The 15571-nt window shown below is 59.1% G+C and carries 13 protein-coding genes; 9 read left to right on the top strand and 4 right to left on the bottom strand.

Annotated elements, in window-relative coordinates:
- Positions 1-158: 158 nt before the first annotated feature.
- The 4 genes from AC07VI_RS21930 to AC07VI_RS21945 all read left to right on the top strand — a co-directional run bounded on the left by AC07VI_RS21930 (position 159) and on the right by AC07VI_RS21945 (position 2766).
- A complete protein-coding gene (locus AC07VI_RS21930) occupies positions 159-1085 on the top strand; it encodes a helix-turn-helix transcriptional regulator (RefSeq protein WP_099374540.1) in 927 nt (308 codons plus the stop codon).
- 186 nt (positions 1086-1271) lie between these two features.
- On the top strand, positions 1272-1721 hold the full coding sequence (locus AC07VI_RS21935; RefSeq protein ID WP_086145509.1) for a hypothetical protein: 450 nt from the start codon (positions 1272-1274) through the stop codon (positions 1719-1721).
- 82 nt (positions 1722-1803) lie between these two features.
- Positions 1804-2178, top strand: coding sequence for a hypothetical protein (locus AC07VI_RS21940; protein ID WP_099374541.1), 375 nt, complete (start codon positions 1804-1806; stop codon positions 2176-2178).
- Positions 2179-2241: 63 nt separating this feature from the next.
- Complete coding sequence (locus AC07VI_RS21945) at positions 2242-2766, top strand: hypothetical protein (RefSeq protein ID WP_492993994.1); 525 nt, start codon at positions 2242-2244, stop codon at positions 2764-2766.
- A 27-nt stretch (positions 2767-2793) separates the two neighbouring features.
- Here the strand turns inward: AC07VI_RS21945 and AC07VI_RS21950 are convergent, their stop codons facing one another.
- From AC07VI_RS21950 to purL, 3 genes are all read right to left on the bottom strand, one after another.
- Complete coding sequence (locus AC07VI_RS21950) at positions 2794-3249, bottom strand: tellurite resistance TerB family protein (protein WP_492993992.1); 456 nt, start codon at positions 3247-3249, stop codon at positions 2794-2796.
- A 213-nt stretch (positions 3250-3462) separates the two neighbouring features.
- Positions 3463-5055: an ATP-binding protein gene (locus AC07VI_RS21955; RefSeq protein WP_494808819.1), complete on the bottom strand. Its 1593-nt coding sequence runs from the start codon at positions 5053-5055 to the stop codon at positions 3463-3465.
- 286 nt (positions 5056-5341) lie between these two features.
- Positions 5342-9379, bottom strand: a complete 4038-nt coding sequence (purL, locus tag AC07VI_RS21960) for a phosphoribosylformylglycinamidine synthase (protein ID WP_099374545.1) — start codon at positions 9377-9379, stop codon at positions 5342-5344.
- A 643-nt stretch (positions 9380-10022) separates the two neighbouring features.
- On the opposite strand from purL, the gene AC07VI_RS21965 reads away from it, so the two are divergent.
- The 5 genes from AC07VI_RS21965 (at position 10023) to AC07VI_RS21985 (ending at position 13979) form a co-directional block, all read left to right on the top strand.
- Positions 10023-11648, top strand: coding sequence for a response regulator (locus tag AC07VI_RS21965; protein ID WP_492993989.1), 1626 nt, complete (start codon positions 10023-10025; stop codon positions 11646-11648).
- A 314-nt stretch (positions 11649-11962) separates the two neighbouring features.
- Positions 11963-12160 (top strand): hypothetical protein, encoded by a 198-nt coding sequence (locus AC07VI_RS21970; protein WP_139842466.1) that lies wholly within the window; start codon positions 11963-11965, stop codon positions 12158-12160.
- Positions 12161-12318: 158 nt separating this feature from the next.
- Positions 12319-12804 (top strand): hypothetical protein, encoded by a 486-nt coding sequence (locus AC07VI_RS21975; protein ID WP_086145503.1) that lies wholly within the window; start codon positions 12319-12321, stop codon positions 12802-12804.
- Positions 12805-13152: 348 nt separating this feature from the next.
- On the top strand, positions 13153-13467 hold the full coding sequence (locus tag AC07VI_RS21980; RefSeq protein WP_139842465.1) for a hypothetical protein: 315 nt from the start codon (positions 13153-13155) through the stop codon (positions 13465-13467).
- Positions 13468-13550: 83 nt separating this feature from the next.
- Entirely contained in the window at positions 13551-13979 is a 429-nt protein-coding gene (locus AC07VI_RS21985; RefSeq protein ID WP_086145501.1) for a DUF4279 domain-containing protein, read from the top strand.
- A 292-nt stretch (positions 13980-14271) separates the two neighbouring features.
- Here AC07VI_RS21985 and AC07VI_RS21990 read toward each other — a convergent pair whose 3' ends face one another.
- Positions 14272-15282 (bottom strand): S41 family peptidase, encoded by a 1011-nt coding sequence (locus tag AC07VI_RS21990; RefSeq protein WP_492993986.1) that lies wholly within the window; start codon positions 15280-15282, stop codon positions 14272-14274.
- Positions 15283-15571: the final 289 nt, after the last annotated feature.

A 15571-nucleotide genomic window follows, 5' to 3' on the forward strand; every position in this document is an offset into this window, starting at 1 on the left:
TGGCACGGTGTTTGTACTATCTTGATAGTTGCCCAGGCCAGATGGCAGCGGCAGGTCCGGCCCACACAAAGGCGGCCGGCCCCCGTTGCGCCGCAGTCCTTACCCAGTCACGCACCGGCACGCCAGGCGATACTGTGCAACCAGAGTATGGGAACGACATGACGGCGCCAGGCCAGGCCCAGCGTGTTTGGGGCGAACTGATCGGAAAGCTGCTCGACGCGGCCGGCGATGACTCTTGCTGGCCGGCTGTGTGCTGCGACATCGCCCGCGTCTTCGGCGCCGCCGGCGCCACTCTCACCCTCTACGGCGACGAGCCGGCCGGCCAGGTGCTGGGCGGCGCGGCGGCGCCGCCGTGTGCCGGCCAGCCGCTGGCCGCCATGATTCCCGTCAGCGCGCACAGCATGGCCGTGCTGGCCATTTGCCGCCAGCCCGCGCCGCCGTGCGGCGAGCGGCGCGCCAGGCGGCAGCTGCAGGACCTGGTGCCCCAGCTGCAGCGCGCCCTGCGCCTGCGCCAGCGCCTGCAGGAGGAACGCCTGGCGGGCCGCTGCGGCTTGGCCGCGCTGGACGCCATGGGTGCCGCCGCGCTGCTGCTCGACGAACACCTGCGCGTGCTGTTCGCCAGCGCCGCCGGCCACGCCTTGCTCGACGCGCCCCTGCGGCTGGGGCCGCCGCCCGCCCTGATGCGCGCCGTGCGCCTGGTCATTGCCAGCATGCACGGCGCGCCGCAATGCCAGTCGCTGCGCCTGCCGCGCGGCCAGGCCCCGGCGCTGGTGCTGACGGTAGCGCCCTTCCCCGCCTGGCGCACGCCGTGCGCCCTCGTCATCGCGCGCGATCCGGCCCTGTCGAACATGTCGATACCCGCGCTGCGCCAGCTGTTTGACTTGACGCAAGCCGAAGCGCAAGTGGGCCAGGCCCTGGCGCAAGGGGCCACCATCGAGGAAATCTCGGCCCGCTGCGGCATCAGCGTCAACACCGTCAAGACGCACCTGCACCACGCCTACCTGAAGACGGATACGCGGCGCCAGGGCGAACTGATCGCCCTGTTCCACGGCACGACGGCGCACCTGGCCGCCTTCAACGCCTGAGGCTGTGTCATCCGATCGGATGATGCGCGCCGCATCTTGCCTGCCTACACTTACAAGACCGGATGGCCGCGCCTTGCCAATGTGACAGCAGCGCACGCGGGCAAGCCGGTTCGATTTCCCTGGCACCCACATCAACATCGCCGCGCCGTCAGCGCACGGCGCCAAATTTCAAGGATGGGCTGGAAAATGAAAACATGGATCCTGGCCGGCACCCTGGGCGCATGCGCCCTGCTGGCAAATGCACAATCGCTCCCCGACAGCCAGACCGTCGTCATTCCGGGCGGACGCCTGCAGACGATAGAACTGCCGGCACACAGATACTTCATGAGTGCGGAAACGTTTTCCCCGTTCCGCGGCGGCTATGAGCTGTCCAACGGCCAGGTGCTCCACCTGCGCAATATGAGCAGCATCGGCGCCCTCATGTACGCGCGCATCGACAACCAGGAAGAACACCGCATCGTCGCCACCGGCAGCAACAGCTTCGTGGCGCTCGACCAGCAGCTGGCCATGCGCATCGACCTGCGCGACGATGGCAGCGTGGGCGGCGAAGTGCTGATGATGGTACCGGCCGAAAACCTGGCCAGCGGCGAGGTCGTGCCGGCCCATGTGCAAAACATGAGCCTGGCGTCGCGCTAAGCGGCAGGCGCCGGGCCGGTGCAGGCAGCACCAGCCCGCAGCGCATTCCGCATGGGTGGCAGCCATGAGCAGACAGTATTCTGTGCAACAGCAAAACGCGCTGACCCTCGCTGCCATCCGACAGACGGCGGCCTGGTGGCGCGCGCGGCCCCTGCCGGACGCCTTGCGCCAGTGCGCGGCCAGCCATGGCGTGGCGCTGGACAAGGCCCTCATGCTCGACCTGCAACTGGCCTGGCCCGGCATGCCCGCCGTGTACGGCAAGCTGCTGAGCGCCGACGGCCGCTTCATTCATTTCGAGATGGACCTCGACGACAAGCTGCGCCCCCTGCCCGGCAGCGTGGCGTGGGACGACATCAGCCCCGGCTACGACCTGGCCGCGCACAAGCGCGGCACGGGCGTGGGCTATGGGATGTTGTGCAAGAAAGTACTGCAGGAATTGAATCGCGGCGCGTCCTAGCGGAACCGCCGCCTTCGCATGCTATGATCGGCGCCCCGATCATGAGACAAATGGCAACGCCCCATGCAGCATCCATCCGGCAGTCAATCCCGATCCCTGCTGCGCCGCGGCCTGCGCCTGCTGGCCTGGCCCCTGCTGGCCCTGGTCAGCGCCGCCTGCACCAGCACCACGCGCCATCCTGCCAGCGAGCCCACGCAAGTCATCCTGCGCTTTACCTATGACGACGGCAAGCCGATGCGGCATGACGATTACCTGGCCAATGCGCGCCAGGAAACGTACATCAAGCGCTGCAGCAAGATAGGCAGCACCAGTGTCTGCGACGTCGGCTCGGATCCACTCTTCACGGGCGGCGACGCCCCGCTGGACGCCAACGGCGAAGTGCGCGTCACCCTGCACTCGACCGGCCCCATCGGCAACAATCCGACCAGTCTTTGCATCAAGGGCAAAGGCTACGTCTTTGATTCCGGCGACTGGAAACGCGGTCCCTTCAGCCCTGGCCAGGTGATCGAGATCCGCTACAGGATCAGCGAAGTGGACATGACGTGCCCCTGGTCGTCAAGCACGCCGCCGTGGTGGGACAAGAGTTAAGCCAGCCGGAGCCGGCTGGCCCGGCTGTTACTGCAGCTCGAACTCCGCCGGGGTCAAGCCCAGCTCGCGCGCGATCTTGCCGGCCACGCGCTGCTCGTTGGCGTCGAAATTACCGTCCGACGAAGCGACGGCGATAATCATGCGCACCAGCAGGCGCGACGCCTCGACATTCGACTTCATCTTGCCCAGCGCCTGATAGGCCTTGGCTTCACCGATATCCTTGTCGAACTCCAGCTGGCCGACATACTCCTGGAAAGCCTTGATGACATCGCTGGTGGTAAACACGGATAGCGCGTCATTGCTTTCAATAAACTTCACCATCTTCTGCTTCTCTTCCGCACTGACGCTGCCGTCGGCCATGGCGATCAGGGCCGAGCCCGCCATCGCGGCGTTGAGGAAATCCTTGTTCTTGTACTTCAAGGCCTCGGTTTTCAGTTCGCTTGCCTTGGACTTCAGCTTGGACAGAAAGGAATCGAAACTCATGGCGGTTCTCCTGGTTAGTTCGAATGAGGTAGCGCTACAGGCTACCACTGCCTTCAAGCTGGGGGCGCTGGGGTGGAATGCAAGCAAATAACTATAGTTAAAGAAACTAGCAAGATTTGCTACGCGATAATTCCCATGTGTCCCATCCCCGTCTTACGCTCATTCAGTGCTCAACATCCACAGCCCTAACGGAGAATACTAGGTGAGAAAATATTACTCACCATCATAAATAAATGATGCCTTCCTCATTGCCTCGCTAGTTTCTTTCTCACTTAAATCAAGCATTTGAAATTTTTGCACTTTACGAGCAGCCGTATATTGACTCAAATCAAGCATGTAAGCTTCAAATAACTCTCCTTTCGCCCCGGTTTTCAAAGTCACTCGTGACTTAACTGGATGAATAAGGCGCAGATCAATTAGCTGATCAACAGAATCTCTCACTGAACCTTTAAGTTTTTGCGAAACCAGAAAAATATTACACTTTGACTTTTCCGTACAAAATGTGACTAATTTTTGAAAAGCAACCTCAAGAATTTCTCTATCCGAATCCGTGTCAAGCTTGAACTCTTCGCGCTTCATTGGATCATAGTCACCAGAGGCCAAATTAACATCTTCGGCACCAATTTTAGGGCCTCGATAATCACCAGCTCGCCTGTTCTTTGCCTGAGAAATTGCTCCAGAAAATATACCAATAAAATCTCTAGTCACGCCACCCGAAGCAACTATCAAGCGATCAATAGCGGTTTTATTCATCAATTCTTTAATACTTAAAGGAGGGACCTCGGCCATAAGATTAGCCAAAATTTTTCTCAAAAACTCTCTCAAAGTCTCAAATTTTTCTAACGAAATATCTAAATTTATCTCTTTTGCATCATCGCCCAATTTCATACCAATTGGAGGATCCGAATGTTGATACCACTGACTCCTATGCTTAATCGTGCCAACTTTCAACCACATACCATTTCCCTTCGCTATTCTATGAAAATAGTCGACCACCTTTGGTTGATCGCTTTTTCTTATATGATATAGATCGTCAATAATTAAAAACGAAGGGCCATCTGAGAGTTTTGACAATTCCTGAAAAAAATTCTGAAAGCTTAAGATGTGTTGATGCAAATATTCAATTTTATGAGAAATATAAGTCGACTGCTCTTCGCTAGCGTTTCCAGACTTATTTCCCGCACTTAATTTACTTTTTACGGAACTTCCTTCAACTCCAAAATCAATATCTACATCCAGACCTGAATTTTTTTCACCAGAAACAGTTTTTCTTGTCACTTTTTCTGTTGATTCAGGAGCTCGCAACTGCTCCTCCAAATTACCAATTAACTTTTCCAACTCTGCCGTTAAGGATGCTGTATTTTGCTTATTGAAAGGTGGTCGTAACGGTTTAGTACCGAACAACTTGCTCCAAAAAGACGTCTTTGTTGCCGGTGTCGTGGCGACATCGGTGAGCCATCGCTTAAATTCATAAAGGCTTTTAATTAAGACACTTATTAAAACATCAGGATAAGAGTGGCCTTTAAAAGTCTCCATATCAACGAATGCAATTGGTCGACGATCCACAGTAAGATCTGCAGCCATTTTCCTGAGCAAACTAGACTTTCCCGACCCGCGCCTACCAAAAATAATATTATGTTGCTTAGATTTTGCTCTGGATAGCACCCCTGGTGCTGGCTCAATAAACCGTTTTGCCCCCTCAGGAGTCGCTCTCATTACCTCTTCACAGAGAACAAGAAGTTGGTCAACTTCTACAGAGTTTAACTGCGGAACTTGCTGCTCACCAGTCGCCATATCCAGAACCATTCTTATGTTGTATGAATTATTTCAACAATATAGCACAGCACTAGCCTCAGCCGACAGTTCCTGAAATAAAGATATATGCTTTTTTATAAATAATAATACATTATTATCATTATTGCAATTTAATGAAAAAAACCAGAAAAATTACAGCATGAAATCACATTTTGAAGTTTCTGGTTTTAATTGTAAAAATAAATGTAAAAAAGCCGCTGTCTCCCGACAGCGGCTTTCTCATTCCTACCCCAGCAGCAGCGCCTCGAACCGAGACGCTGCCCTGCAAGCAAACTAATTACCCCACAAACTTCCGTGCATTCCTGAACATGCGCATCCACGGCGAATCCTCGCCCCATGCTTCAGGGTGGTAGGACTGCTGGACGCTGCGGAACACGCGCTCCGCGTGCGGCATTAACACTGTAAAGCGGCCGTCCGGCGTGGTGACGGAGGTGATGCCTTCCGGCGAGCCGTTCGGGTTGTACGGGTACGCTTCGGTGGCGGCGCCCTTGTTGTCGACGAAGCGCATGGCTTTGGTGACCTGGGTGATGTCGCCCGTTTGCGAGAAGTCGGCGTAGCCTTCGCCGTGGGCGATGGCGATGCCGGCTTGCGTGCCGGCCATGCCGTTGAAGAAGATCGATGGGGAATCCATCACTTCGACCATGGCAAAGCGGCCTTCGAATTTCTCCGACTTGTTGCGCGTGAACTTCGGCCAGGCGTGGGCGCCGGGGATGATCGACTTCAAATTGCTCATCATCTGGCAGCCGTTGCAGATGCCGAGGCCGAAGCTGTCCGTGCGGTTGAAGAAGCGCGCGAACTGTTCCGCCAGGCTGGCGTTGAAGAGGATCGTCTTTGCCCAGCCTTCGCCCGCGCCCAGCACGTCGCCGTACGAAAAGCCGCCCACGGCGATGACGCCCTGGAAGTCGTCCAGTTTCACTCTGCCCGCGATCAGGTCGCTCATGTGCACGTCGACAGCCGTAAAACCTGCCTGGTGCATCACGTAAGCCGTCTCGATATGCGAGTTGACGCCCTGCTCGCGCAGGATGGCGACACGGGGACGCACGCCGGTGGCGATGAATGGCGCGGCGATGTTGTCGTTCTGGTCAAACGTGACGATAGGCGACATGCCCGGATCCTGCACGTCCAGCAGGCGGTCGTATTCGGCGTCCGCGCAGGCCGGGTTGTCGCGCAGGCGGGCGATGCGCCAGCTCGTTTCGCTCCACAGGCGGTGCAGGTCCGCGCGCGGCTGGGTGTAAATGAGCTTGGCGTCGCGCGTGAATTCGATCACGTCGCGGTCATTCAGTTTGCCGATGATATGGCTGCAGGCGCCCAGGTTGAAGGTGCGCAGCACGTCCATGACGAGCGACTTTTCTTCCGCGCGCACCTGGATGACGGCGCCCAGCTCTTCGCTGAACAGGGCGCGCAGGGTCAGTTCGTTGCGGCGTTCCGCCACCTGGCCGGCCCAGTTCTTGGCGTCGCCCCAGTCGCTGGCATGCTCGCCTTCCATGGTCAGCATGTCGAGGTTGACGGACATGCCCGTGTGGCCGGCGAAGGCCATTTCCGTCAGGGTGGCGTACAGGCCGCCGTCCGAACGGTCATGGTAGGCCAGCAGCTTGTCGTCGCTGTTGAGCTTCTGGATGGCGGCGAAGAAGCCTTTCAGGTCTTCCGCGCTGTCCACGTCCGGCGTTTCATTACCCAACTGCTGCAACACTTGCGCCAGCGCCGAGGCGCCCAGGCGGTTCTTGCCGCGACCGAGGTCGATCAGGATCAATGACGTGTCGCCCTGGTCCGTTTTCAGCTGCGGCGTGAGCGACTTGCGCACGTCCGTTACCGGCGCGAACGAGGAGACGATCAGGGAGACCGGCGACGTGACGGATTTCGCCGCGCCCGTGTTCTCGTCTTTCCACGTCGTGCGCATCGACAGCGAATCCTTGCCGACGGGGATGCTGATGCCCAGCGCCGGGCACAGGTCCATGCCGACGGCCTTGACCGTGTCGTACAGGGCCGCGTCCTGGCCAGGCTGGCCGCAGGCGGCCATCCAGTTGGCGGACAGCTTGATGTCGGAAATATCGGCAATCGCGGCGGCGGCGATGTTGGTGACGGCTTCGCCCACGGCCATGCGGCCCGAAGCTGCCGCGTCGATGACGGCCAGCGGCGTGCGTTCGCCCATGGCCATCGCTTCGCCCAGGTAGCCCTCGAAGCTCATGGTGGTGACGGCGCAATCGGCCACCGGCACCTGCCACGGTCCCACCATCTGGTCGCGCACGGTCATGCCGCCCACGCTGCGGTCGCCGATGGTGATCAGGAACGATTTGTCGGCCACGGTCGGCAGCAGCAGCACTTTTTGCGCTACATCAACCAGGTCCATGCCCGTCAGGTCAATCGCCGGGAAGTCGTTGGCCACGTGGACCACGTCGCGCTGCATCTTCGGCGGCTTGCCCAGCAAGACATCCATCGGCATGTCGACCGGTTCATTGCCCAGTTCCGGGTCGATCAGCTTCAATTGACGCTCTTCGGTGGCCACGCCCACGGCGGCGAACAGGCAGCGTTCGCGTTCGCACATGGCTTTAAATAATGGCAGACTTTCCGGCGCAATGGCGAGGACGTAGCGTTCCTGCGATTCATTGCTCCAGATTTCCTTCGGCGCCATGCCCGATTCTTCCAGCGGGATCTTGCGCAGGTCGAAAATCGCGCCGCGCTTGGCGTCGTTGGTGATTTCCGGGAAAGCGTTCGACAAGCCGCCCGCACCCACGTCGTGGATGGAGATGATCGGGTTGTCCGCGCCCATTTGCCAGCAGGCGTTGATGACTTCCTGGGCGCGGCGTTCCATTTCCGGATTGCCGCGCTGGACGGAGTCGAAGTCCAGGTCGGCCGTGTTGCTGCCGGTTGTCATCGACGAGGCGGCGCTGCCGCCCATGCCGATGCGCATGCCCGGGCCACCCAGCTGCACCAGCAGGCTGCCGACGGGGATGTCGTTCTTGTGCGTGTGCTGCGCCGAGATATTGCCGATGCCGCCCGCGATCATGATGGGCTTGTGGTAGCCGAACACGGCATCTTTGTCTGCGCCGACGTTCTGTTCATAGGTGCGGAAGTAGCCGCCCAGGACAGGACGGCCGAATTCGTTCGAGAACGCGGCGCCGCCCAGCGGGCCTTCGATCATGATCTGCAGGGGCGAAGCGATGCGTTCCGGCTTGCCGTATTGATCCGCCTCAGTACGCGCGGCCAATGGCGCCGTCACGGAAGCGGCCGTTTCCCAGCTGCGCACGGCGTCCGGCAGCGACAGGTTCGATACCGTAAAACCCGTCAAACCGGCCTTCGGCTTGGCGCCGCGGCCCGTCGCGCCTTCGTCGCGGATCTCGCCGCCCGCGCCCGTGGAGGCGCCAGGGAAAGGAGAGATGGCCGTCGGGTGGTTATGCGTTTCCACCTTCATCAGCGTGTGCGTCAGTTCCGTGGAAGCCGCGTATTCGTGGCTGGCGCCGCGCGGGTAGAAGCGCGAGACCGTGGCGCCTTCCATGATGGACGAGTTGTCGCTGTAGGCGACGACGGTGCCCTTCGGCTGCAGTTCGTGCGTGTTCTTGATCATGCCGAACAGCGACTTAGGCTGCGCCACGCCGTCGATGGTCCAGTCGGCGTTGAAGATCTTGTGGCGGCAATGCTCGCTGTTCGCCTGCGCAAACATCATCAGTTCCACGTCCGTCGGGTTGCGGCCGGCCTTGGTGAAGGCGGCGTCCAGGTAGTCGATTTCGTCTTCCGACATCGCCAGGCCCAGCTCGACGTTCGCCGTTTCCAGCGCGGCCTTGCCCTGCCCCAGCAAGTCGATCGATTCGAGCGGACGCGCTTCCAGCGTGCGGAACAGGTCCCTGGCGTCGTCGGCGCTGCGCAGCACGGATTCCGTCATGCGGTCGTGCAGCAGGTCGGCCACGGCCTGTACCTGCTCGTCCGTCAGTTTGCCGGCGCCGATGGCGCTGCCCAGGATGCCCGATTTCAGGTTGATGCGGAAGGCGATGCCCCGTTCGACGCGCTTGATGTGCGCCATGCCGCAGTTGTGCGCGATGTCGGTGGCTTTCGAGGCCCACGGCGAAATCGTGCCGAAACGGGGGATGACGAAGAATTCTTCGGCAGCGCCTTCCGTATTGTCAGCGTGGGCCGGCTCGCCGTATGTCAGCAAGGCGCCAAGGCGCGTGCTGTCGTCGGCCGTGAGGGGCGCGCTGGCATCGATGAAATGGACATAGCGTGCTTGTACGGCAACGATCGCAGGCGAGACGGCTTGCAGTTGGCTTAACAGACGGTGGCTACGGAAATGGGACAGGGCATTGGAACCCGGCAGTATCAACATGGTTGGAAGGTGGTTGATGCAGCGTGGCTGCGGGTTAAAGGTAGGTATGACAATATCTTTCGTACGGCAAATTTCCTTTGCGCGCATTATACCCGTTTTACCCCTGCTTTATTACCGGAACTTATGGCTTTGCGGCCATTTTGCCCCTGAAACCGGCAGTTTTTGCCAACTTGCAACATCCCCGCTCCGGTTCGGCCACGCCCTTGCCGATCGACACCAATACAGGCGTGCTGCCGTGCGCTGTCGCCGCCAGGCGCGAGGGGCATGGCGGCGGCGCTGGCGCAAAGATCAGCAACGCGCATGACGGGTATCAACACCGGAAACAGATAAGCCGCCCGCTACGGCCTTGCGCATCCTGGCCGCGGCATGGCGCGGCAGCCAACGATAGTTGCTTTTAGAATACTATCACGCTAGTCAACTGCGCGCCGAACGAGAGGCGCAGCGCCCTTGCGACAGCTGCCCATGTCGTGAAATACAACGCCGGACGCCGCCGGGCACGCCTGCCCCCGCGCCCGATGCCCGATTGCATGCATTTTGCTGGCAAGGCCGGGCGGCTTTGCAGTATGCTGACAAAAAACAATTCTGCCAGGCACATACAAGAATGGCGCCGCGGATGACCACACAGATGAACGAGAGCTGAACAATGCCAGAACATAGCGACTTATCTGTCCTGATCGTCGACCCGAACCCCAGCATGCGGGGCAATCTGCACAATATGCTGAACCAGGCGGCCATCACCAAGGTGGAATACGCGATCAATTCCGGCACGGCCATCCGCCTGCTGACGAAGAAGCCGTTCGACATCATCCTGTGCGAATACGACCTGGGCAGCGGCACGGACGGCCAGGATGGCCAGCAATTGCTGGAAGACTTGCGCCATCACAAACTGATCGGCCTGTGGACGATCTTCATCATGCTCACGTCGGAAGCCATCCACAGCAAGGTGATCAGCGCGGCCGAGCTGACCCCGTCCGACTATATATTGAAGCCGTTTACCGTCGATGTGCTGAGCGGGCGCATCGCGCGCGCCATCGAACGACGCGCCCTCTTCCTGCCCACCTACCAGCTGATCGAGAAGGGCGATTTGCGCGAAGCCGTGAAGAGCTGCCGCGCGGCCGAATTGCAGCACCCGCGCCTGGCGGCCGATTTCGCCCGCCTGCGCGCCGAGCTGCATTTGTCGCTCGGCGAATGGACGGAAGCGGAACAGATCTACGCCGACATGCTGGCCTCGCGCCCCATGGCCTGGGCCCACCTGGGACTGGCGCGCACCCTGTTCGAACAGCAGCGCCACGAAGAGGCGCAGGACGCGCTGCTGGAACTGGTGGAAGTCAATCCCCGCTACATGGCCGCCTACGACTTGCTGGCGAAAAACCACGAAGCCATGGGCCAGCAGATACAGGCGAAGAAAATCCTTGAGGACGCGGTGGCCATTTCGCCGCACATGGTGCGCCGCCTGCGCCACCTGGGCGGCATCGCCTTCGACACGGGCGACATAGGCGCGGCCGAGCGGGCCTACAAGCAGGTGGTCACCAAAGCCAAGTATTCGGAGTTCCGCGACCCGGAAGACCACGTCAACCTGGTGAAAACGCTGGTCAAGAAGGGCGACGCGCCACAGGCCAGCGGCGTGCTGCGCGACATGGAGCGCTCGCTGCGCGGCGACGCCAACGTGGAAGCGTGCCGCGCCATCTCGGCCGCCATGCTGCATGAATTGTCGGGCAACGACATCGCCGCCGCCAACGAACTGCAGCTGGCCGCCGCCGCCCTCGACGGCGCGCACGGCCTGTCGACCCAGCTGAAGGTGGGCCTCGTGCAGAGCTGCCTGAAGAACAACCTGGAGCAGGCGGCGTCCGAGGTCATGATGAAACTCGTCAATGAAGCGGACAGCGACGTGACGATGGAAGCGGCCGTGGACGTGTTTGAGAAAGCGGGCCGGCATGACCTGGCGCAAGGCATGGGCCAGCAAATCACGCACCAGGTGCAGGAACTGATGCAGGATGCGGCCAGCAAGGCGGAAAGCGGAGAGCTCAAGGGCGCCGTCTTCGTGCTGCGCCAGGCCCTGCGCAAGACGCCTGGCAACCTGCCCGTGCTGTTCGCTTCCGTCGACGCCATCTTGCGCCAGCTCAATATGCTGGGCTGGGAAGCGCCGCTGGCCGAACAGGCGCAGCACCAGATGCAGATGATCCGCAAGATCGACCCCAGGCATCCGCAGTTGGAGTCGCTCCGGCAGCAGTATGCGGCCACGCAGCACAAGTACGGTATTGCGACCTGACTGGCGCCTGCTCGCTGGCCTGTTTATCTTCCGGGGGGCGGCCCTGGAGGTCAGCCCCCACCCCCTGCTTTCGGGTTGAGCGCGCCTGACAACACCTTTTCATTACTCGAAAAGCAACAATCGCATGCGCCGGCCTGTGCCGAGCCTGGGCTGGCGCCCATGCGCACCCATGTGACAATGTGTGAATTTTTCCTCTTGGCAATTTGTTACCCTGCTGCTCGCAACCACGAGCCGCCCGGGCATGACGCGACGCTGTCGCAGTGCGTCTGGCTGTTTATGAAAATTAGCAATGAACAATCAATCGAAGGCTCTGCATGTATATTGTCACTCCCTTATTCTTTGTCGCAGGTGCTGCCCTGCTCATTTTCGGCTTCAGGAAAAACGATCGAAAACTGCTTGCCTTCGCAGCTTGTCTGTGGCTGGTCTGCGGCGCATGGGATGAATTTTCTGAAGGCTTTATCGATGGCGTGAACGCCAGCGCCCCGGCAGTGTCATCTTCGCCTGCGCCTTAGCAGGCACCACTTTTTAGCCAGGCTGGGCATGTAGCTTGCTTGGAGCCCGTTTGCGGCCAATAACAGACATAGCCGCATTGCGGACCAATGTCATAATCATTATTTTATAGTCCATATTCATGAGAATAATTTCCGCTGCGCTACTGCTATCGACCTCCTTGCTGAATACTCAAGCTCAAGCGGGACATAACGAGGACTGTGATCGCCCCGAATTCGCACAGCAGTATGCTGCAGGCTTTAAGGGCGAATTGAATGGCGCGCTAGAAAAATTCAAAAACCAGGATAAGTACTACCGCGCCAAGCTGAATGGGATGAAAGCTGTGCTGATTAAAGCAGGTACATGGACAGAGGTGGAGGCTTCAGTCTTTATGGTCAAGGCCAGCATTACCGATGACGACGCCAGAGCGCTGGAGGCCGAACGCAAGAAAGCTGCCAGCGATTTCAAGGTACAACTATTGTCATTGGACGGTATTCCTTTCATGGCTGGTGGCAACAAATCTGCTGAAATACGTGCCAACTGTTTGCTTGGACCAACTACCATCAGTAAAGCCGATGTTTTATATGCTGCGTTAGAACGAGCGTGGAAACTGCTCGAATCCAAGATCGCAACAGAGGCGCAAGCGAAAAATGTCACCTTGCCATAAGTTATATTGGTTCGGATATATCACTAGCGGAGGTTCGGTGGGCGAACTATACAAGTGACGAGCTTCCGTCAGTCGTGGCACGCGTGGTCAATGCCCTTATTCATTCCGGCTGCAAGGTCGGATTCGGTGATCCGGACGATAAAGAGTGGCAATCCGACATAGCCGTACTGAACGTAGAAAATCCCGGCGCCGAAATCGCAGCAAGGTGGCTTGCGGAACCAGAAAATGTTGAGTTTCTGATGTTTTCATGTCAACGTGGCAAGCGAGCATAGACATATTCAGTACCTGCCGCTTTGGGGCATATAGTCGCTAGCGACCGAAGTCGGCCAGAAGCGGCCAGAAGCGCCATTGGACCGCAATCAGAGCAAAGAATGGAAAGAATTGATGGTTCGACTTGACTGTTCTGGTATCACCTTCGCCTCGCAACTTGACGAACGACATTTGTTCGAGTGGGGCATGCAAATTTCGGGCACGCTTCGCTGGGAGCAGGATGCTCTTGTGATGAAATCTTCGAACCTCAGTCAAGCGTCCTTGCGGGACTTGCTAGCGCTTTTTGCCCGGTATCAAATACCCATGAAACAGCTGGCTCAGTTTAGAAATGCCAGGAATGAAAGTTGGTTTGCTGCTCCGAAAATGTATTGGTATATACAGGTTTTCGGCTAGGCGGTAATCGGCCAAAAACGGACTTTGAAGCATCAACCGAAACCGACCTTTTAACTCGGTATAACGAACGATCACACTAAATTATGGGACTACTCCGTCAATCAGCAGCAAGCCTAAGAATTTTTGGTGACAAACTCCAGCCGGCGGAAATCTCGCGCATGTTGAAATGCGAACCAACCCAAGCAAGAGTAAAGGGAGAAGTGATCAAGTATCCTTCTGGAAGGGAGCGAACAATGACCTGCAGGAGTTGCTTTCTTACGGCTGATAGGACGGAGCCGGAAGACCTTGATGGTCAGATCAAATGGTTGATGGCCAAAATGACTGACGATCTCATGGTCTGGCAGGCCCTGACCTCTTCCTGTGACGTAGACATGTTTTGTGGCGCGTTCATGCAGAGCACGAACGACGGCCTCTCCCTCAGTCCGGAAACCATGCTTGCGCTTGGTTCACGCGGAATCAAGTTCGATCTCGACATCTATGGTCCTCATGACGTTAGCGATGGCGACGATTAGCTGAACAACGACTTTGAACTTGAGAAGTCGATCTGTAAACGTCCGCTTTGGGGTCCAAACCGCCGTACATGACGGCCTTCGAGGACGATAAAGCCGGCGCTGACGTCACGTGCTGCACGCACGCCGTGAGCACCCAGCGGGCCTTGTATCTGGCCATGTGCGCATTCCAGGTCGCCTGACCGGGCGCAGTGCCCAGCGTATCGGCGCCGCGCCGGCTTGGCCGTGGGTGTGCGCCGGTCACCGTCGTACCCGGCGCGCAGGGCAGGCACTTCCCGCCCGCGCAGCGGTTAGATCAACGCTCGCCCCTGAGCGTGTAGACAGGCTTGTCGGACTCCCCCTTCTCTGCCATCGCCAGCACGCGCTGCAGTTCCTTGCGCTCGTCGCCGTCCTTTTCGGACGACACCAAGTTGCGCAGGATGGCGACATGCGCCGTCTGCAGCGCCTGCGCCGCGGGCACGGCGATGTCCGGTTTGACGCCGACGTGCTCCCAATTGGTCTTGGTGACGAAATTGGTCGTGCGCGAGGTGGGAATCACGACCACGATGCCCTGCCCCACGCTGAACCGGCCCACGGGATTGGAGCCGCCGCCCGTGGTTTCCCCGACCACCGTGCCGCGCTTCTGCGCCTGGAAGCTATAGGCGCAGTCTTCCCCGCCCGAAAACGTGCGGGCCGACGTCAGCACGTACACGGGCTTGTCGTAACGCTGGGCGACCGTCGCCACGGTAAAGATCTGCCGTGTCGTATCGCTCGGGCGATTGTATATGTCGATCAGGTGACGCTCGTCGCCGAGCGGGAAGAAATGGCTGATCAGGTAAGCCACGCTGGACGGGCTGCCGCCGCCGTTGCGGCGCAGGTCGAGGATCAGCGCCTCCGTTCCCGCCATCAGCGACATGGCCGCCGAGTAGGCCGGGCCGACGAATTCCGTGCGCCCGAAGCCGCGCAGCTCGATGTAGCCGACGTTGCCGGGAAGGCGTTCGACCTTCTCGATGCCATAGCCCCAACGCCCGGCCTGCTCGCGCGCTTCGTCCATCCTGGCGCGCGTGGGCACCTCGGCGGCGTTGCCGCGCTCGCGGAAACCTTGGTCAAGCATGGCGCCGAAATGCAGGTCGCCGCTCAATGCGCGCAAGTCCTGCGCCAAGGCCGCACTGAACGCCTGCGCGCTGGCGGCGCTCGCATAGCCCCCTTCGGCATTTTTCCTGGCGATCGCGCTGCCGACCCGTTCGGCCACGGCGGGATCGATGTAATTCGCGTTCATTTTCTCCGCCAGCGCCTGCACGACCGCGGCGCGATCGGCTGCTTTCAAGGCGGCGTCCTGCGCCGCGAAGGCGGGCAACGACAACAGGGCACCCAATACGACGCCTGCGACAAACTTCCTTTTGCCTGACATATCTTTCCTCCAAGTTGGACTACGAATCGTCTTATCGTTGTGTGAAAAAGTGCGCACGACGATGGTGTGCACAGTCACGATTGCATGCAGCCATGGTAGCATGATTTACATAAGCACTTATATATAATGTTGATTAATTGAACATGCTGCGGCCACTCAGAATTGAACTGACTGCCGCTGCGCTGTCAAATGAGGTACAGTCGTG

The organism is Janthinobacterium sp. GW821-FHT03A03, from assembly GCF_059421435.1.